This window comes from Halobellus sp. EA9, from assembly GCF_051195055.1.
Taxonomy (GTDB): domain Archaea; phylum Halobacteriota; class Halobacteria; order Halobacteriales; family Haloferacaceae; genus Haloquadratum; species Haloquadratum rubicundus.
In genome coordinates this window covers 524,209-540,703 of record NZ_JBNTJW010000001.1, presented here as the reverse complement: position 1 = coordinate 540,703, position 16,495 = coordinate 524,209, and the positions used below count along the sequence as shown (strand labels likewise).

19 protein-coding genes are annotated in these 16,495 nt (G+C 49.1%); 11 read left to right on the top strand and 8 right to left on the bottom strand.

The window, feature by feature from the left end; genetic code table 11:
- Positions 1 to 1,009: 1,009 nt before the first annotated feature.
- Positions 1,010 to 1,204 carry a hypothetical protein gene (locus tag ACQUQ0_RS02840; protein WP_435183023.1) on the bottom strand — a complete coding sequence of 65 codons (195 nt, stop codon included), beginning with the start codon at positions 1,202 to 1,204 and terminating at the stop codon, positions 1,010 to 1,012.
- A 138-nt stretch (positions 1,205 to 1,342) separates the two neighbouring features.
- Here ACQUQ0_RS02840 and ACQUQ0_RS02835 point away from each other — a divergent pair, with 138 nt between their 5' ends.
- From ACQUQ0_RS02835 to ACQUQ0_RS02815, 5 genes are all read left to right on the top strand, one after another.
- On the top strand, positions 1,343 to 1,768 hold the full coding sequence (locus ACQUQ0_RS02835; protein ID WP_435183022.1) for a TRAM domain-containing protein: 426 nt from the start codon (positions 1,343 to 1,345) through the stop codon (positions 1,766 to 1,768).
- A 29-nt stretch (positions 1,769 to 1,797) separates the two neighbouring features.
- Positions 1,798 to 2,301: a hypothetical protein gene (locus tag ACQUQ0_RS02830; RefSeq protein ID WP_435183021.1), complete on the top strand. Its 504-nt coding sequence runs from the start codon at positions 1,798 to 1,800 to the stop codon at positions 2,299 to 2,301.
- Positions 2,302 to 2,515: 214 nt separating this feature from the next.
- Complete coding sequence (locus tag ACQUQ0_RS02825; protein WP_435183020.1) at positions 2,516 to 2,785, top strand: hypothetical protein; 270 nt, start codon at positions 2,516 to 2,518, stop codon at positions 2,783 to 2,785.
- A 235-nt stretch (positions 2,786 to 3,020) separates the two neighbouring features.
- A complete protein-coding gene (locus ACQUQ0_RS02820; protein WP_435183019.1) occupies positions 3,021 to 3,518 on the top strand; it encodes a hypothetical protein in 498 nt (165 codons plus the stop codon).
- On the top strand, positions 3,497 to 5,287 hold the full coding sequence (locus ACQUQ0_RS02815) for a hypothetical protein (protein ID WP_435183017.1): 1,791 nt from the start codon (positions 3,497 to 3,499) through the stop codon (positions 5,285 to 5,287). The genes ACQUQ0_RS02820 and ACQUQ0_RS02815 overlap by 22 nt, the downstream gene beginning before the upstream one ends.
- A 324-nt stretch (positions 5,288 to 5,611) precedes the next feature.
- Here ACQUQ0_RS02815 and ACQUQ0_RS02810 read toward each other — a convergent pair whose 3' ends face one another.
- The 3 genes from ACQUQ0_RS02810 to ACQUQ0_RS02800 all read right to left on the bottom strand — a co-directional run bounded on the left by ACQUQ0_RS02810 (position 5,612) and on the right by ACQUQ0_RS02800 (position 7,117).
- A complete protein-coding gene (locus ACQUQ0_RS02810) occupies positions 5,612 to 5,968 on the bottom strand; it encodes a hypothetical protein (RefSeq protein ID WP_435183016.1) in 357 nt (118 codons plus the stop codon).
- Positions 5,969 to 6,140: 172 nt separating this feature from the next.
- Positions 6,141 to 6,356, bottom strand: coding sequence for a hypothetical protein (locus ACQUQ0_RS02805; RefSeq protein ID WP_435183014.1), 216 nt, complete (start codon positions 6,354 to 6,356; stop codon positions 6,141 to 6,143).
- A gap of 515 nt (positions 6,357 to 6,871) precedes the next feature.
- On the bottom strand, positions 6,872 to 7,117 hold the full coding sequence (locus ACQUQ0_RS02800) for a hypothetical protein (protein WP_435183012.1): 246 nt from the start codon (positions 7,115 to 7,117) through the stop codon (positions 6,872 to 6,874).
- A 565-nt stretch (positions 7,118 to 7,682) separates the two neighbouring features.
- Between ACQUQ0_RS02800 and ACQUQ0_RS02795 the strand changes: the two genes are divergently transcribed.
- The 3 genes from ACQUQ0_RS02795 to ACQUQ0_RS02785 all read left to right on the top strand — a co-directional run bounded on the left by ACQUQ0_RS02795 (position 7,683) and on the right by ACQUQ0_RS02785 (position 9,378).
- A complete protein-coding gene (locus tag ACQUQ0_RS02795) occupies positions 7,683 to 7,952 on the top strand; it encodes an ArsR family transcriptional regulator (RefSeq protein ID WP_435183010.1) in 270 nt (89 codons plus the stop codon).
- Between the two features lies 1 nt (position 7,953).
- A complete protein-coding gene (locus tag ACQUQ0_RS02790) occupies positions 7,954 to 8,493 on the top strand; it encodes a hypothetical protein (RefSeq protein WP_435183009.1) in 540 nt (179 codons plus the stop codon).
- Positions 8,494 to 8,961: 468 nt separating this feature from the next.
- Positions 8,962 to 9,378 (top strand): hypothetical protein, encoded by a 417-nt coding sequence (locus tag ACQUQ0_RS02785; RefSeq protein WP_435183008.1) that lies wholly within the window; start codon positions 8,962 to 8,964, stop codon positions 9,376 to 9,378.
- Positions 9,379 to 9,691: 313 nt separating this feature from the next.
- Here the strand turns inward: ACQUQ0_RS02785 and ACQUQ0_RS02780 are convergent, their stop codons facing one another.
- The gene (locus ACQUQ0_RS02780; RefSeq protein WP_435183007.1) at positions 9,692 to 9,874 is read right to left on the bottom strand and encodes a hypothetical protein; all 183 of its coding nucleotides are present in this window, start codon (positions 9,872 to 9,874) and stop codon (positions 9,692 to 9,694) included.
- Positions 9,875 to 10,473: 599 nt separating this feature from the next.
- On the opposite strand from ACQUQ0_RS02780, the gene ACQUQ0_RS02775 reads away from it, so the two are divergent.
- On the top strand, positions 10,474 to 11,298 hold the full coding sequence (locus ACQUQ0_RS02775; RefSeq protein ID WP_435183006.1) for a lamin tail domain-containing protein: 825 nt from the start codon (positions 10,474 to 10,476) through the stop codon (positions 11,296 to 11,298).
- Positions 11,299 to 11,344: 46 nt separating this feature from the next.
- Here the strand turns inward: ACQUQ0_RS02775 and ACQUQ0_RS02770 are convergent, their stop codons facing one another.
- Positions 11,345 to 12,181 carry a hypothetical protein gene (locus ACQUQ0_RS02770; protein WP_435183005.1) on the bottom strand — a complete coding sequence of 279 codons (837 nt, stop codon included), beginning with the start codon at positions 12,179 to 12,181 and terminating at the stop codon, positions 11,345 to 11,347.
- Positions 12,182 to 12,265: 84 nt separating this feature from the next.
- Between ACQUQ0_RS02770 and ACQUQ0_RS02765 the strand changes: the two genes are divergently transcribed.
- Both ACQUQ0_RS02765 and ACQUQ0_RS02760 read left to right on the top strand, forming a co-directional pair.
- Positions 12,266 to 12,520 (top strand): hypothetical protein, encoded by a 255-nt coding sequence (locus ACQUQ0_RS02765; RefSeq protein ID WP_435183004.1) that lies wholly within the window; start codon positions 12,266 to 12,268, stop codon positions 12,518 to 12,520.
- Entirely contained in the window at positions 12,517 to 13,491 is a 975-nt protein-coding gene (locus tag ACQUQ0_RS02760) for a restriction endonuclease (RefSeq protein WP_435183003.1), read from the top strand. Before ACQUQ0_RS02765 ends, ACQUQ0_RS02760 begins: the two co-directional genes overlap by 4 nt.
- A gap of 1,252 nt (positions 13,492 to 14,743) precedes the next feature.
- Here ACQUQ0_RS02760 and ACQUQ0_RS02755 read toward each other — a convergent pair.
- Both ACQUQ0_RS02755 and ACQUQ0_RS02750 read right to left on the bottom strand, forming a co-directional pair.
- Positions 14,744 to 15,730 (bottom strand): hypothetical protein, encoded by a 987-nt coding sequence (locus tag ACQUQ0_RS02755; protein ID WP_435183002.1) that lies wholly within the window; start codon positions 15,728 to 15,730, stop codon positions 14,744 to 14,746.
- A gap of 58 nt (positions 15,731 to 15,788) precedes the next feature.
- The gene (locus ACQUQ0_RS02750; RefSeq protein ID WP_435183001.1) at positions 15,789 to 16,145 is read right to left on the bottom strand and encodes a hypothetical protein; all 357 of its coding nucleotides are present in this window, start codon (positions 16,143 to 16,145) and stop codon (positions 15,789 to 15,791) included.
- Positions 16,146 to 16,495 lie beyond the last annotated feature (350 nt).

The following is a 16,495-nucleotide window of genomic DNA, read 5'->3' as shown; positions in this document are numbered from 1 at the left end:
TCGGCTTGTGCTGGCGCGAGTGCCGGAGCGGCCGCCTCCTGTGCCGGCGGTGCGGCCGGTGCTGGTGGTGCTGCTGGTGGTGCCGGTGGCGCTGGCGGGTGCTGAACGTCGCTGAGCGCGCTTACCCGGGTGAATCGACTGGAGTCGATGTTGTTGCACCCACTCTCTGTATCGCTTAAGACGCTACTGACAGGCCCCGGGTAGTTCGTTCAGGCGCTGCTGTATACAACGCGCGAATCGGTCAGATAGTTTATCCTCTTGAGGCCGGTCCCATTCTGCCTTGTCAACTGTCTGACTACCTATCTGATGGGGTCGCGGACTGCGCGTTACACCCCTGGTAATCTGCCTGATAATATATTGAGGAGACGCCCATATCGCCTGAGTCGTCTTCACGCACATTCACCAGCAACCCAGTACACGAGTCGTTGAGTGTGGTCGTATCGAACGACTCCCAATCGGACGGTGCCCGCAATGGTGTCCGAGCGTACAACGTATATACACCTGCTTGCGTCGGTACCGAGTCGAGACGGATGTCCCTGCCTCCGGGAACCCGCACTGTATCCCAGTATACGGGGTCACCGCTGTCGGTTAACAGGACCTGTACATCGACGGGGTTCGATGTGTTGTTGTTGATTTTTATGTATCCGATTTGTATCGCTGATCGTTCAGCAATCGTTGTACAGCCAGCAGTCACCCCGAGAGTTGTTGCCGCACACGCTCGGAGGAATCCACGTCGTTTCACACGGGGACCACCCACGGGCCCCAAGATCTGCAAATGACGTGTGTTTTACTAATAACACTATGTATGTCTATATACACGGGTTACCCGGCAAATGCGATTACGACCGCTTTGCTGTATCCATCATCTATATTCAGCAATATGTTCTTGGCAGATTCTGAGTAGGTAACGATTTGATGTGATACAGCATTGGTCTGTACTGATCAATTCTCGACGCTCGCCTCTGATCATAACTCAGTGAATCAGTATAGTCGGACTCTATGTTTCCGTCTACACATCTCCTGCTATACGAGAGGCAGACTCTGTGTGAGAGACGCCTATGTGCTGAACAAGATACGTTCCCACGACAAGCATACCTATAGCTCCCATCATCACCCCAAGCACTGGAGCGATCAGAAGGAGGAGTCCGGCGAATCCAAGATCAAATAGCCCTATGAGCACGGGATAGAGTGTCTGCTGAGTCATCTTACCACTGTATACACGTAGGATCAGCAAAAAGTCACTCAAGACTCAAACGGACGCTATACATACTCGCGAGCGGGCAGAGATTTTCTGACCCTTCAATAAACTCAAGACTCTCCTGTTCTTTTGCAACTGTAGCAGATGGATATTTCAGATGACCTACTCTGCCTGTATAGCGCTACTATAGATCAACAGGATGGCTCATATCTGATTGAGGTTCCAGAGCGAGAAATTCGGAAAGGAGATCTCTCAGCGGATGAGGTGTACAAAATCTCGCTGATGGAAGCTCCGTCAGTCGAAACTGATACTGCTCCGGAGTCGTCAGAGCCAGAGAAACCAGCTGAATCAGAGCCAGCCCCTCCAGTAGACGAAGGCGATATTAGAGAAGTCGAAATCGAGGGATCAGGAGATCAGGGAGACGGAGTCAGTAAAATCGAAGAAGGCTACATCGTGATCGTCCCAGAAACGGAACCGGAAGATACCGTTACAGCGAAGATGCAGACTATCCGAGAGAACTTTGCTATCCCGGAATTTATTCCTTCAGGATCCGAAGACCACAGCTTATGACTTTCAGCTCTACTATACAGTAGTACACAATGGGAATTGATCAATTCAAAACGTATCCTAAGTGGGTAAGACTTCTCAAAGAGAAAGCTGAAAAGCACAATCTGGATTTTGACGCCGACCCAGCAAATTCTAAACTAGAGAAATCCTATTGGTTCGAAATTACATCAGACGCGGTCGCAGTTAGAGGTAAGACTCATCATTCTAATCTCTCTGGCCAGCGAGAAGGAAATCATATTGAAATAGTGTACAAAGATGAAAAGAAATTGAGTTCAGCAAAAACGGAGCAATTTCCGAATGCGAATGAGTTTGAACAGATCGAAGTTTTTGCTATAGTGATCAACCACGAAACTGAGAGTGAATATGATCCTGAAATAGACGACTTCTTAGTTCTCGATGAAGAGGCTCTGGAATGTATTCCACCGTCTGGAAAGAAGCGATTTCGGATCGACTCAAACGGCTATCCATCTCCTTTTGGTGATCACGTGAACGACTGGAATCGAATATTCGAGTCATTTGAGATCACCTGTCGTTAGAAAATACGAGTATCCCACTAGCAACGGTCCTCGATCATACAGATGGTAGGGGTGAAATAGACTTTTCCATCTCTAGGCTTGCTCTCGCTTGGCAGTTGCTCTTCTCTCTAGAAAGTTTCATCAAATGCCTACGGCTCCTACGCTTATATGCAATGGTAAGAAAAGCCGAAACCGATAGCCGCGATATAGAGGGCCAATCCGAGGAGCAAGTAGAATGACTGGACTTGACGACTACATAGGTGATGGAGAAAATCAGCAGAAGCAGACTCACATCACTCTGTCCAACCCGGATCACCCCGAGTCAGAGGCCGGTTATGCTGAGGAGGAGAGAATGAAAAAGCATTTCCGAGCTGCTAAGTCGCTGAAGAACTCCCCGATCGACCGGAAGAAGATAGTCGGGGACTTCCTCGTAGCTGTGGACAAGGAGGTTGTTCAGAACAAAGAGGGTGCCATCGAGGAATTCCTCGAAGCCTCCTCAGGATAACCCCACACCCGGTACCTAGCTTTTTGCAAGACAAAACAGCCCGCGCTGGCGCATTATTGACAGTTCGATTCTGTCGAGCGGGTTTTTGCCCCACTGGAGGTATTGTATCCAGCGATTTGAGCAGACAGTCAATCGATTAACGGAGAATTTAGAGAAATGACTACCGACGCAGACGGTGACATTCGAGTTGAAGCTAGGTCTAAAACAAAAATTGGATTAGATTTCATACACTCAGATGGGAATTGAACACTTCCTGGACTCCGAAACAGAAGCGGAGTCACAAGACTCTGAAAACGAAAGGGAAGAACAGAGCCCCGAGACGAGCACCGAAACACAGAGTTCCGAAGCGGATACGGAGACAACGAGTTCTGTTGTCTCTAGGGAGCAGAAGAAAGAGTTCCTGAAAAATACCGAAGACAAGCCGTACTCTCCGTGGATATCCAAGACTGGAACGCTCACTATGTTCGAGCTGGAGCCTCAGTACGTAAAGGAAAGCATCTCAACGGATCTAAAAGATGCAGCGAAAGAGCGCGGCTTGTTGTATTTCGAGCGTGAGAAGGATGTTATCATCTTCACTGGGAAGTTCACTAGGTACCATCACCTAATTGATGAGATGGGCTTGGACTGGTGCATTGAGCAGGAACAGCAGAGATTACAGAATCTTTCTTGCCAATATTTTGACAGTTTTGAACTGTTACGGGAATTAATCATATGGAAGACAAGAATTCACTAGAATCTCAACAGGACGTATACGACAGAGTCAAGAAAACAATATCTGGCTGTATTGAGGACAAACTTGACTGTGTAATCAAAGCACCTCCTTCTTCAGGCAAATCGTACAGCAGTGCTCAGGTCATCGCTGACAAGGGGATTCACGCAGCGTACTTCACCGCTCGTCGAGATCTCTACGGAGAGTTCAAACAGTGGTGTGAGGACCGAGGACTGACAGTCAAGATACTTCCCTCAATGCCGGAGGATTGCGACAGCTATGACTCAGGTGAAGGCAGTTCCACCCCGAGTAAGGCTTACAAACTGTATCACAGAGGTATCTCACCTCGAACCATTCACCACGAGACGGAGGCTTGCCACCCAGCCTGTGAGTACGCTCGAAAACTCCCGGAGCTGAAAGGAGAGTACAACAAAGACATCCCACTCAACAAGTACGATGTCCTCATAGGGAATACAAAGCACTCTCACGTAGAGCCCTTCGTCCGAGGCCGAACTGTGTTCTTTGACGACATATCGAAGCAAGCATTCATCAAAGAGCACGAGGTTACCGAATCAAAGTTGACTGCTATCTTGGAGGATGACTCCTTCCCTTGCAACTCGGTCGACTTTATTTACGAGACAAGAGGCTCCGAAGAATTTCGACAGAGAGCGATTGAGGCTCTGGATGACTTAGATTTCGAGCCACGGACAGACGAAAGCGCGACCACACACTCCGACGCTGTGAAGATCGTCTCGACGATTTTGAAATCAGAGGATCTAGGTAACGGCTTCGCTGTCTATGGCTACGAAGACACTGACAGCTCAGACGAAGAGGACTATATCGGAGTAAAAGACGGAGACCGTAGTGTATATCTGCTGAATAGGCCTGGATTTGTGGGAAACAACCGCGGGATATCTCCTGATACCATTATCGTTCTCACCGGCTATCCGGTCGAGCACGGAAATCTATCATTTCCTGTATGGCTGAACTGGAGGTTAGGAGTGCATACTGAGCTAATCGAACCTCTATCCCAACCAGAACGTAAGAAGTACTATTCTGACATTATGGGTCTTTCTGTCGTCCAGACCTCCGAGGACGTGAAACCCTACTCATCCGGTGAATACGTGACTCCTCAGCGCGATGCAAAGCTGATCAAGTTAGTCGCTAGAGATCATAACGAGGACGTTCCGATAATTAGCACAAAGAAGGCTCTGACCCAGTACGACGAGGACGAGCTCCCAATTAGTGACAAAATGAACTTCGCTAACGTCGAGTCAAACAACCAATTCCGAAAAGAAGACGTTGGAATTGTGCTCGGGAGTCCTGAGTGGCGTATACATCATCAAGTGAGGCTTATTGGAGCCTTCTTGGATCAGTCTGTTGAGTGGAATGAGAAGAAAGGAACCGAGAAGTCATTCGGAGACGTGGGGGATCCTATTATGAGGGCTTTCCAAAAAGACATAGTAGGACAAGCTATCCTCCGGTTTGGAAGGGATGAATCAGTCGAAGAGAGTACAGTATACGTTCACACGGATGCTATCCCTGACGATATCCCAGTTAGTGAAAAGCCTGATGAGATGGTTGGTGGTTCTTATGTTTCTACTGAAAACCAGATACTCAGATACCTTCGTGATGAGGGCTTAGATCAGTTCGAGATCAATGATATAGATGGTGAAATCGAAGCAAGCAGGAGCAGTATCAGCAAAGAAGTGAAAAAGAGCGATAGGTTTGAATTGATCGAAAAAGGTAGTGGACCGATCCCCGACGTGTGGGGTATAGGGTGTGATGTGTGAAAATATTATCAGGAAACTCACAGAGGGGTACAGTATACGATTCCTAATAATTCGTTGACAATAACCCGATAGAGGTGATTTTCTGGGAGATCTATTGGCTGAGGTGCTGCCCCACATCTCGGACCCGATCTGGAGGGATATTGATTCTATGAGAGCAGAGGGTACCGTAGAACTATTAGCAAAGTTTCTTTCACACTGTTAAGTTTGAATCACCCATTAGAACGTGCTTGCGTATTGACCGTTAGAAAAGAAGCTAACTCTCGACCATATCCGTCGGTTGTACTGAACCTCAATATATTGGATAATGGCTGTTGTAGAATGTTATTAAGGTGATTCGAGCGATGGCAATTTGTCTTGATTCCATTTGTGGTATATGAGTAATGCCATCGGCGCACTAAATGCAGCAAGGCCAGCTAGTAGTAATAGAAATGCAAGATCTATCGATGGTGGCATTGCGTAAGCGCTCATCAATCCCAAAATGAACAGTATCCCAGCGACAGAGAGTGTAATTAGTGAGACAATCGAACTATAAGCGATAATTCGCGCCATCCAGTAATTCACATCTTCATCTGAGGTTGGGTCTAATCCAGCGATCAACAATCTTGACCCAGCAACGACCACTGCGGCTAACAAAGCAACCACCTGCAGCCCTCCTAATGCGACTGATGAAACAGTTGGCATACTGGGATGAAAGTTGGGCGCTTCATCATTCTTTCTCCGAGGATAGCGCCGTATCTACCATTCGCAACCGTACGGTGGAGAAGTAATCATTGTACATCCTGTAGTGAGCGATTCCTGTATAAGTGTATGAGATTGTGCGTGCTTCTACAGGAATTGAGTCCGATAGAAGGAGTCAAGACGAAATTGATTGTACGATACTCTCCCCAACGACCAGCTTGTAGACTGCAAGTAATCCACCAGCCAAAAATAGGATACCCCAGATGAGCGCGAGTACCCCAGGTTTGTAGAACAGATTGTACAAGCCTAATCCAAGGAACATCGCAGCGGAGATAGCCTGTGCTGGGCGTGTTCCTCTAAGATCAGTTAATTCGTCGACAATGGAGGGCATATACTGAGCAAATCAAGTCAATGTATTAGTACTTTGCCGAATCAAGATAGCTCGTACTTGTCGATTTTCCGCCAGTGGTTTCAGCAGTACTGGCGTGACATATATCTCCCGTACATCTCGCACGAGATGCTCTGCTCATTCTCAGATACGTGTTGATTCACTCACTTCGGGAAGAGATCCGGCTAATATTCGCATTATGTGAGGCTATGGATCTCCAAAGTGGTCCTCTGCGATGTCTCTGAGTGATTCGTTTAGATGAGACTTACTCGACGTCTTCCTCGTCTCATCTGGATCAGCAAGATCAAGAATTCGTTCAACGTCTGACCGAGGTATCAGCGTGATATTGAATCCCTCTTGGCCGCAGTATTGCATTTGCTCCGATAGTCTACCTGCCTCGATTTCCGCTTGAAGATCGCTGTAGGGAACCTTCGGCGTTAGTTCTCGGACAGACGAAAACCTGAGCCTCGCACCCCCAGAGTCGTCACGATCTACGTCATCAACAATCAGGAGATGACTTATACAGGCTCCGTGTTCATCAACACTACTCGTGCAATAGAGTAGCCCCTTATCGCCAGCTGAGATCGTCTGCCAAGCCTCGTGCCTGCCAAATCCTTCACGCTTCCAGAATGGGCTCGCGTTGAAGTATTCGCCGTGGCGAAGTGGTTCATCACAGAATCGCGTCCCCTTGCTCCCTCGATGTAGGCGGGATCAGCCTTCTCTTCGATAGGATGGCCGCTTACCTGAATCAGGAACGGCATCATAATAGACAACAGTTCCGCCGGTTGCAAAAGAGTATGTACAGCAGACTTTAGGGAAAACTCGGGTAGTCGACTGCCGGAACAGCAATACGAAGAAGGTGATCACAGGGCTTCAGTCGGACTTTTTCAGCGTTGTAGTCCTCTGATCCTTCTATCGTCTGGCCACAGTGAGGGCATTTCGCTGCCATATGTAATCCTACACGTTCCAGTCGGATATAAACAATTTCTGTTATGTGTTAGTAATAGATTTAGCCGAGTTCAGGCGTGAGGGTACTCGAAGGTCGTAATCAGCTACCACTGACTCGTCCAAGATAGATCCCCACGTGGGGACGGGGGCCTCGCCTGTTCAGTGGGTGTGACTCCACTTTCTCGCATAATGGATCCATCCCGCCTGCCTACCTTCCCGTGTTGGCCCGTGGGGACCGCGCCGATCCTATCCAGTAGCCATACTCACGTCTGTCCCCGTTTGTCCACGGGTGTTGCAATTATAATCGGTATGATAATCTCACCTATAATAGCCATCCCTGGCTTAATGAGGATTCACCCCAGAATTGCCTGTAGAGGGTATATGAGTGTCGATTTCGAGCAAATAGACTGGACAGTGGTTAGTGACGTGAAGGCAAGTGAGAGACGGACACAGGTACTCAGAGCACTCTGTCAGAAGCCTCGTATGAACGGGGAATTAGCCGATGAGCTTGATCTCTCAACGAAGTGGGTCCGTCGACAAATAAAGTGGCTACAAAAGCGAGATCTCGTTGAGGATCTTACTGAATCGAAATACAACTACAAGCTCTACCGAGCCACAGAAGACGGAGAACAAGTTGTTGAGGTGCTATAGTATGTCGACTCAATCGAGAACTAGCTTAATCAGAACTCTCCGGAGGAATCTGAACCTAAGGGTTAGAACGCTCGAAGATGTTGCAGCAGGGCGAAAGAACCCTCCAGACCGACGCGCCTCGATTATGGAGAAGCGCCGAAGCCTGCTTTCTGCGTTTGCCAGTAGAAGATCTAGTAGTACAAGAACAAACAGAAATCGGAGTCGGTCAAACGCAGAGATGGAGGGTAATGATGGGAAGGATCAGGACGACTCCTCGGTCAGCGCTAAGGATGAGGTGAATATTGAGCTTGAGTCGCCAAGTGATGAGGAGATCCAGGCAGCCAACAGTCTCGCAGAGGAGCACGAGGAAGCAGAAGAAATAGCTCTGGTGGAGAAGGGTAGCGTTCAGGTAAGAGATAGTTCCAGTACGACGTTTTCGGTGAAGATCGGAGAGATCTTGGACAAAGAGGGGGCTGACGGACCAGATACGGTACCAGCTGCTTCTCCTAGTATGGCACAGGCGGCTGCAAACAAACGAGATCTTCGACAGATTGATGACTGACTCAGCAGGGCATACAGGAGTAACGAAGCGAAGGAGCGTGTGGAAAAATAATCAGGGTAGCTGCTTGTTGAATGTTTCAGGCTTACTAGAGGCCGGGGACTACAGTATCGAAAAGACTGTACGAGATGATGGAACGATTGTGCTTGAGTTTGATCTGATTGAATCTGGAGACTGAGACTGTCATTTCGGAGTTGGGGTTAGAGTAAGACCCAGGTAGATGCCGATCTGCGAGCCACACCGCGTGTAGTGCTTACTCCAGAGGAGCTGCGACTGGGTCATCTCCTCATACCAATTCGTGTGGTAGATTATGAGTGAGAATTCTACTCCTCAGAGGTAGGATCGTTAACGAATAGCAGTACTTGTTTGCCCGCCGTCAGATCATCAACGAACAACTACTGTATGTAGTATGCAGGGAACGCGATCAACTACTACAAAATATTAAGATGTAGTATAGCTTTATTTTCATCTATGAGCCAAGCCGAACCCCTCTATGCTCAACAAAAACACTCTAATTTAGAGGATGCACATCGAAACCTCACAGACGTAATCAGCGATATCAAGACCGATCTTGAAAATAACACCGGTCGTAGTTATTCAGTAGCGTGGGCCACTGAAGCCCGCGATCACGGTGCTGAGTATGAGGTTGTCGGCGTGAAAGAGCGCATACCAGATGATACGCTTCAGATTCAGGGAGTCAGTCGTGGAGGTAAGTATGATATTGTCCCACACTACGACGAACCTCCAAAAATACGATACCATCACCCTGATTTCGGTGATATCAACTGGAAAAAAGATGCGACTGAACTCATAATTATGACTGGTATGTTCGAGTATGACTCCGAAAAAGGATTCTTAGATTGGGCAAAGGAGAGGTTCCCGTTTTAATCGAAGGATGCTATTCCCGCGCTGCTGAATAGACACTTGGTCTACAACATCTCTCGCAAATCAGCCTCTTCAAAATCCACTGCAAGACCACAATCCGAACAGCCGATCAGCAGCAACCAGCAGACCACCGCCGAGTAGAAGTAGTGAAACAAGACCGATAGCTACAATCGAAGACAGTATTCCCGAGAATGCGCCACCAGGATCAGATCGGAATCCCCAATTGAGGGCTGTATTAACAACGAAAGCCATTATAGCCACCCCTGGAATGCCAACGAGGAGTGCTTTCCAGATACTATCATTCATAGGCGAGTGCTCACCCTCGAAGAGCTACGACTGGGTCATTCTCGTGTTTCTCTAGCCGCCATTTGGCTACTCCCATCTCATCGAACTCGACCTCGTGGATATCCGAGGACTCACAGGCTGGACACGCCTCAGCGGTCTCGCTGGAGGTCCAAGCATCGTCGCAGTCATTACAGTGGTAGTAGTTCTCGGACATTACTGGTACATACTACCAATTAGTGTATAAGATTGAGCCACACCCGGAGTGAAAGTGAATTGAGCTTGTAACGCACCCCGCTAGACGGGTGAGCCGCACCACCAGGCTGGTACATTCGAAAGGGGGGAAAGCTTTCATATAGGTTAGAAGACTGAGATCTACCAGCCGTGAACTGGCGGACCATTACGATCTACCTGCTCGGGGGGATGTTCATTCTCGCGGGGTTCTCATCGCTAGCTGAGGGGATTGGTGGGTTTGTTGGCGGGATCTTGATGCTGGTGAGCGGGCTATTTCTTCTCCCACAGACGCGAAGTCCGCTATTGGGCTACTTGGACAGTCGAACAGAGTTAAATCTCTCAGGAGTTGGTGCGACTGCTATCATCCTGCTCGCACTACTCGGTGGTGGCGCTGGCGCAATGCTCATACCGACTGACGAGCCAGCACCGGAAACGGACTCAACGGTATCGGAGACAGAAACCCCTACTGCGACCCCCACACAATTGTCGACATCCACTCCTACATCAACTGCCTCACCGACACTAACTGCGACATCAACACTGCAGCCAACTACTGAATCTGGTTCACAGACGGCTTGGACCGTGACTGTCGTCGATGTCGTAGATGGTGATACGATGGACGTACGGCTTCCAAATGGCAGCGTTGAGACCGTTCGGCTGCTCGGTGTTGATACGCCTGAAACCTCCGTTACGCAAGTCTCCCCCGACGAGTGGGAAGGCGTTCCAGACACAACTGATGGACGGGACTGGCTTGCTAACTGGGGCGACGACGCAAGCCGGTACGCTGAAGATCGTCTCGCTGGGAAAGAGGTGTATATTGAGGTTGACTCCGAGGCAGATCGGCGTGGGTACTATGGTCGGTTGCTGGTCTACGTTTACCAGTCTGAGAGTTCGGAAACATCGTTCAACGAACGACTGCTCACTAACGGATACGCACGGTACTATGACAGCACGTTCAGTGAGCAAGAAGCTTACCAAGCCGCTGAGGACACGGCCCGCAGTCAGAACGTCGGTGTCTGGGACTATACTGCCCCAGAAACCACGCCAACCGACGCAGGTGGCTCCGGGTCTGGATCTGGGAGCGTCATCGTAGCCGACATTCACGAAGACGCTGAGGGGAATGATAACGAGAACCTGAACGATGAGTACGTGATCTTCGAGAACACCGGTGACAAGGCTGTAGAGATGACAGGCTGGACCGTCTCCGATGAGGCCGACCACGTTTACTCATTCCCGTCCGGCTTCACTCTTGAGCCAGGTGACTCCGTGACCCTATACACCGGCAGCGGTACAGACACCGATGACGAGCTCTACTGGGGCGAGAACGGTGCTGTCTGGAACAATGGCGGTGATACTGTGACGCTCAAAGACGAGAATGGAGACACTGTCGATACGTACACGTACTAACTGAGCACTCTACCAAGACCACCAACGAGTGCTTACTGGTGTGGCTTTACCCAACCGGTCGGTAGCTACAATAGACCCATACGCCAATCGAGACTAAGATCCCCCACAGGAACCCTGCCGCGTGAGCAAAGATATTCGTAAACGCTCCATCTTTTATTATAGCTCCTGCCTCAGGAAACAGTTTCAGAATAAGATATGCTAATATAAAGCTTACTACTGCTACCGCGCCTATGCTTAGCCCAGTGTATTTTCGCTTCTCTTTATCGGGAAACTCGATACCGCCTCTGAAGTAAGGTGAGAGGACTAGGAGGCTCGCAAGAGCAATAAGGCCCATTACCACTGGTCGAAAGTTCCCCGCGTAGCGTAGGTCGATCAGTTGCATCAACAGGAGAAGAGTGATCAATCCGGTGGCGTAGCCGACCTCACGGCTATGGCGCTTCCGTACAAATACATAGAGAGCGACCAACAGGAAGCCTACTAAGCCACTAACCACGCCTGAAAAGCCGCGAGAGACTGGTTCAGCCTCTGGGTACAGTGTCGCGAAGATAGCGTAGCTAATGAGGTTAACAAGAATAGGAAGCGTGAGAAGGTGAATTAGGAATGTGTAACGGAACCAGGAGAGCTCGTCGACGGTAAGGCAGAGAGCGTAGGTGTAGGTTGCAGCGAGAGCATAGCCGATGAGATTATTATACAGGTGAGCATCCGAGGCGTGAACGTAGGCCGCTGTGAGGAGGGTATAGCCCTTGAACCGTGTGTGGTCGAAAGCGAGTGCTTGCTGGAAGGTACCGGGAGTAAGAAAGTGGATCGCAGCGAGAAGAATAGGAACGGCAGCGAGGAGAATGTAATTGATGTCGAAATACTCAGAATTAACAGTACCAGACATACAGGATATAGCTTCTCAGTGGTGTTCAAAAACTTACTGAGGTCAAGAGTAATTATGACCTTGGCTAATTGAATAGTGAATATAATGCCCGCTCCTCCAAGTCGAGACGATCTCGCACCCGACAGGAAACAGTACAGCGCGGTCAAGTTCGACGAGTGGAAGGCTCCCACAGATTCAGGCTTTTTCAATAAACTTGGTGAGTTCGACGATTTAGACGGCTTACCAGTTACTGCGATAGGGCGAGGAGAATCGCTCACGATATATGACGCTGATGGGAGAACAGTAGAGTCGTGGGATGGTCCAGATCATCCGACCGCTAGCGATATTCCCGAACTATGACGGATACGCTGACAGTCTGGGCGCTAAAGATCCAGCCGAATAGTGCTGAAGAAGCAGCGACACCTTACGAGTTCTGTAAAAACCAATCACCGCCCATTATTGGGACCGGATGGGGGCTTTCAGAGCGATACGACTCAGTTGAGGCTGCGCTTGAACAGCACAGATCGAAAGGTAACACGGATCAGTATGGAAACGTGCGGTCTTCCATCCGGGCGATGCTTCAAGACGTTACCGTAGGAGACTATGTCTGGGTCAGCGAAGGTAGTGAGTATGCCCTTTGTCAGGTAAAATCTGACTGGAAGCAGCATCCGGTTAGTGAGCACGAAGCTGACGAGTGGACACGAAACGATATACACAACTATCGGATAGCGGATTGGGAGGTAATTGAACCTACTCTTATTCCGGGGTATGTGAAACGCTACTTCTCAGCACCAAGAATTCTAACAATGGCACGTCCTTCTGGAGGAAAGTCAGAGAGTGCCAAACGCTACGTGCGAGAGCTTTTCCAAAATGGACCGTCCGAGGTGACAGACATCGTTGACCTCAGTGAACTTAGCACGATTGTTGAGGCAAGCGCGGTATCTGAAGTGTTCGATTTGTTGGATCCTGTCGAAACAGAAGATCTTGTTCTGGATTACTTACAGTCCGATGGCTGGCACATTGTGAAATCGTCCACCTCACGAGCACAGCCTGGAATCGAGTGCATTCTCCGGCGAGTCAAGAATAGCAAACCGCAGGCTGGGTACGTACAAGTCAAATCAGGCAATGCAACTGTAGAGGTGGATGAATACCGTGAATTAGCGAGTACAGGGATTGTATATCTCCACCAATATGAAGCGCTAAGCGGCGATTTGCCTGAAGATATTCGATGGATTTCTCCGGTTGAATTGAGAGACTATATCGTTCAGCATCCTGGCTATCTCCCATCACATACTGCGTTCAAGCTGAAGTTAGGACTAGAAGCGGAGTAGTACGCTTCATACCCCTCCTTGGCGACATTCCCGCGATTAGGATACGGATGAAATGTGGATGCTCTACTGAGCTACACGTCACGTGGGCCAGTTGATCTAATCTGACTGCTACGTGTGGGCCGTGGGGGGACAGGAGAGCACGGTGATCTCGGGAAGTTGCGGCCATTCGTGCTATGATCGGATTCTAACTGGCGTATGTCTCCCCCCCACGGTGGTCCGTGTGGACTCGTCGACACTACCCATTAGCCACCCTGATCTACACTCCAATACGGTATCACTGTACGAATGATGGGGTTGTCACCGATAATGTGGATTTTACAGTCGCTAGGTAAAAATATGCGTGCTGTTGCCCTCTCAGATAAGATCTACTTGGATAGAATCTGACTCAGGCATCTCATTCATCGTAAGAGTGAGGAACTGAGGGAAAGTACCGATAATTCTGAGACTGATATAGTCCCGTCTTCCACGCCGACTATGTCAGAAGCAGCAGCGAACAAGTAAGGAAATCAGGCGAGAGAGTTTCTTAGAACTATTCGCAAGGTTTCTTTCCTCACCGTTGAATCTGATTCAGCCATCAGAGCGCGCTTGCGAATGTAACAGTGAGAATCCTCAGAGGTGGTTTTATACGACTATCTGTATATTGGTCTCAACAAGATGGTGAACCCCATCTATCTACTGAGTGGTCTATTCGCATTTTTTATAAGTTCAATCACGTTAGTTCGGACTCGTGCCGTACTCCGGTTTCGTTCACCAGGAAGGATCCAACCGGGGAGTATCCCTGATTGGAAAGTATGGCTCTGGAAAATTATGGCCGGGGTGATGATGGTGACATCAGGTAGTTTCGTTTTTATCCTCGTTGTCGGACTCTGAATAGAGTCCCTGTACTGACCGGTTCGCTACTATTGATTTCACTTCTCTTTCAGTGAAGCAACCTTGAGAAGCCGCGTGCACAATCACCAATATACTCTACTGAACGGATCTATAACAGCATCTGTACTAATGAGTAGGGTAGCTGTTGCCGTTGGAGTTTTCGAAGTCCTCGGGGCGGTTGCGCTCGTCATCACGACGTTCACAATTCCTGCCTTCATCGATATGGCACTTGCGTGGCGGGTTATGGCCGTATTTATGATCACTGAAGGCAGTAATAGGCTTTCTAGCAACGTGAGTCTCTGAAACACACCTCAAAAAGTGTCCTCGACCGATTACCAACGAGTTAGTGCTACGTACACACCCTACATTGAGCGATTAGCCGTTATAGATCGCCTTCTGATTTCGTATGGAAAGATGACGCAGAGTCGAAACTGGTGAGATCGTCTATTCGTTGTTCTAGTTCCTCTATTTCTTCCTGTAGTTCCTCTGTATCTTCGTCAGTAGCAGCTAATTGATCTTTGAGTCCTTGCAGGCGAGTTTCTTTGTTCTCTTCGTCTACCTCTGCTTTCCTCACATACTCACTCTCTTCAATTTTATACACGTCACGTTCGCTGAGTTCCACAACTTCGAGAGCGTCGTCTACTTTGCTGGCGTCTACACTGGTTACTCGCTCACGGTCGATACCGGCTTCTGCGAGTATCTCAAGAACCTCCTCGTCATCTTTCAGCGACCGGTTCCGTCGAGACGTGCGCTGCACAGAGCCATACTGACCGGAGACCGGCTGATCGTGATGAAGTCGGTCCAGTAGGATACTCCTCACGTCTTGACGGAGATCATTAGCGTTCCGTTGCACGTCTGAGAGGAGCGTATAGAGATTCACCAGCGAGGGAGTATCCATCTCTTCAAGATCAGTGGGATCGTTGCGTTCGAGCTCGTCGATAAGGAGGAGAGCATCAGAGTAGACGGATATGTCAGGTTCTTCTCGTTCGTCCTCTTCGCTATCCACTTCGTGAGCATCGACTAATGGAGAGCTCGTTGGTGATTGACTTTCGGAGAGCATCCCCTCTCGGTCGTCAATCTCGAATCGAGGGTGGAGACTCAGGACAGTCGCATAGGGTTCAGCATCTGGCGGAAGATTGTCAAGATCAAAGCCACCCCATCCTTCGGTGACGTGGTCGTATAGCGTCTCAAACTGCTCTCGTTGGAGTGGGACAGTTCCGTCTTCTTCCCGGTACTCGATGAGAATGCGGTGTTCCTGGACGTCTGTGATTCGGAACGGCTTCCGAGAAAGTGGAGTGAGAAGGGTAGCGTCCGTTGGCAACTCTTCTGCGTTTTCGAGGAGATTGTGCCAACTCGCGCTGAATGTCATACCGCAGGTTTACTCACCACAGATCAAAAGCCCACGGTCAATCTTGGGAGAGAATATCCTACTCGTTCTCTTTCAACTCATCCATTGCTTCGTATAGCTCAGTCACGAACCTGAGCACCTTCTCCTCATCTTCAATATCGTAGCCTCGGTACTCAATCACGTCGTTGACTGCCGCTTCTTTCGGACTGTCAGGAGAAGTCCGAGTAACGATTTTCCAACTTTCACTCTCATCGTAGACGACTGCTGAAACAGTCTCTCCTGACGTAATGAGCAGATCATATATTTTCCCCTCGCTATCTTCGTCGTCTTGAATACTGTGAGGCGTAGCAGGAAATACAAACCCAATCGAGTCCGACTGATTGAGCGATGCTACCTCAGGGTGAGAGAGTGGCCGGTCAGGAAGCCCTTTGAGCATATGAGATTATTCTCGATTGGGTTTGTGATAATTCTGATTGGCATAGAGGTAGTTCAGTCGTGATCTGATAACCCTACTCTGGTTCAACTGGAACCCCGCACTCTGGACACTCTGCGAAGAGCCCACCCTCATACTCGATGAGAATGTTACTGTGTGGTATCTCCTCACCACAGAACGGGCAGTTGCCGAGTGGGGATCGCTGAACGGACATAGGGGGATAGGGAGCCTGAACGTGTGACAATCGCTGACTCCCTTGTTACCCCTGATACACCTGATAAGACAAAAAGGATCCCTAACCAGAGTGAAAGTAGAAATATCTACTGTAGTAGCAGAAATTTCGGATCATCATC

Coding starts and splice junctions, on each gene's coding strand:
- ACQUQ0_RS02840 (WP_435183023.1), bottom strand. CDS start 1,204: ATGACTCAGCAGACACTCTATCCCGTGCTCATAGGGCTATTTGATCTT.
- ACQUQ0_RS02835 (WP_435183022.1), top strand. CDS start 1,343: ATGGATATTTCAGATGACCTACTCTGCCTGTATAGCGCTACTATAGAT.
- ACQUQ0_RS02830 (WP_435183021.1), top strand. CDS start 1,798: ATGGGAATTGATCAATTCAAAACGTATCCTAAGTGGGTAAGACTTCTC.
- ACQUQ0_RS02825 (WP_435183020.1), top strand. CDS start 2,516: ATGACTGGACTTGACGACTACATAGGTGATGGAGAAAATCAGCAGAAG.
- ACQUQ0_RS02820 (WP_435183019.1), top strand. CDS start 3,021: ATGGGAATTGAACACTTCCTGGACTCCGAAACAGAAGCGGAGTCACAA.
- ACQUQ0_RS02815 (WP_435183017.1), top strand. CDS start 3,497: ATGGAAGACAAGAATTCACTAGAATCTCAACAGGACGTATACGACAGA.
- ACQUQ0_RS02810 (WP_435183016.1), bottom strand. CDS start 5,968: ATGCCAACTGTTTCATCAGTCGCATTAGGAGGGCTGCAGGTGGTTGCT.
- ACQUQ0_RS02805 (WP_435183014.1), bottom strand. CDS start 6,356: ATGCCCTCCATTGTCGACGAATTAACTGATCTTAGAGGAACACGCCCA.
- ACQUQ0_RS02800 (WP_435183012.1), bottom strand. CDS start 7,117: ATGATGCCGTTCCTGATTCAGGTAAGCGGCCATCCTATCGAAGAGAAG.
- ACQUQ0_RS02795 (WP_435183010.1), top strand. CDS start 7,683: ATGAGTGTCGATTTCGAGCAAATAGACTGGACAGTGGTTAGTGACGTG.
- ACQUQ0_RS02790 (WP_435183009.1), top strand. CDS start 7,954: ATGTCGACTCAATCGAGAACTAGCTTAATCAGAACTCTCCGGAGGAAT.
- ACQUQ0_RS02785 (WP_435183008.1), top strand. CDS start 8,962: ATGAGCCAAGCCGAACCCCTCTATGCTCAACAAAAACACTCTAATTTA.
- ACQUQ0_RS02780 (WP_435183007.1), bottom strand. CDS start 9,874: ATGTCCGAGAACTACTACCACTGTAATGACTGCGACGATGCTTGGACC.
- ACQUQ0_RS02770 (WP_435183005.1), bottom strand. CDS start 12,181: ATGTCTGGTACTGTTAATTCTGAGTATTTCGACATCAATTACATTCTC.
- ACQUQ0_RS02765 (WP_435183004.1), top strand. CDS start 12,266: ATGCCCGCTCCTCCAAGTCGAGACGATCTCGCACCCGACAGGAAACAG.
- ACQUQ0_RS02760 (WP_435183003.1), top strand. CDS start 12,517: ATGACGGATACGCTGACAGTCTGGGCGCTAAAGATCCAGCCGAATAGT.
- ACQUQ0_RS02755 (WP_435183002.1), bottom strand. CDS start 15,730: ATGACATTCAGCGCGAGTTGGCACAATCTCCTCGAAAACGCAGAAGAG.
- ACQUQ0_RS02750 (WP_435183001.1), bottom strand. CDS start 16,145: ATGCTCAAAGGGCTTCCTGACCGGCCACTCTCTCACCCTGAGGTAGCA.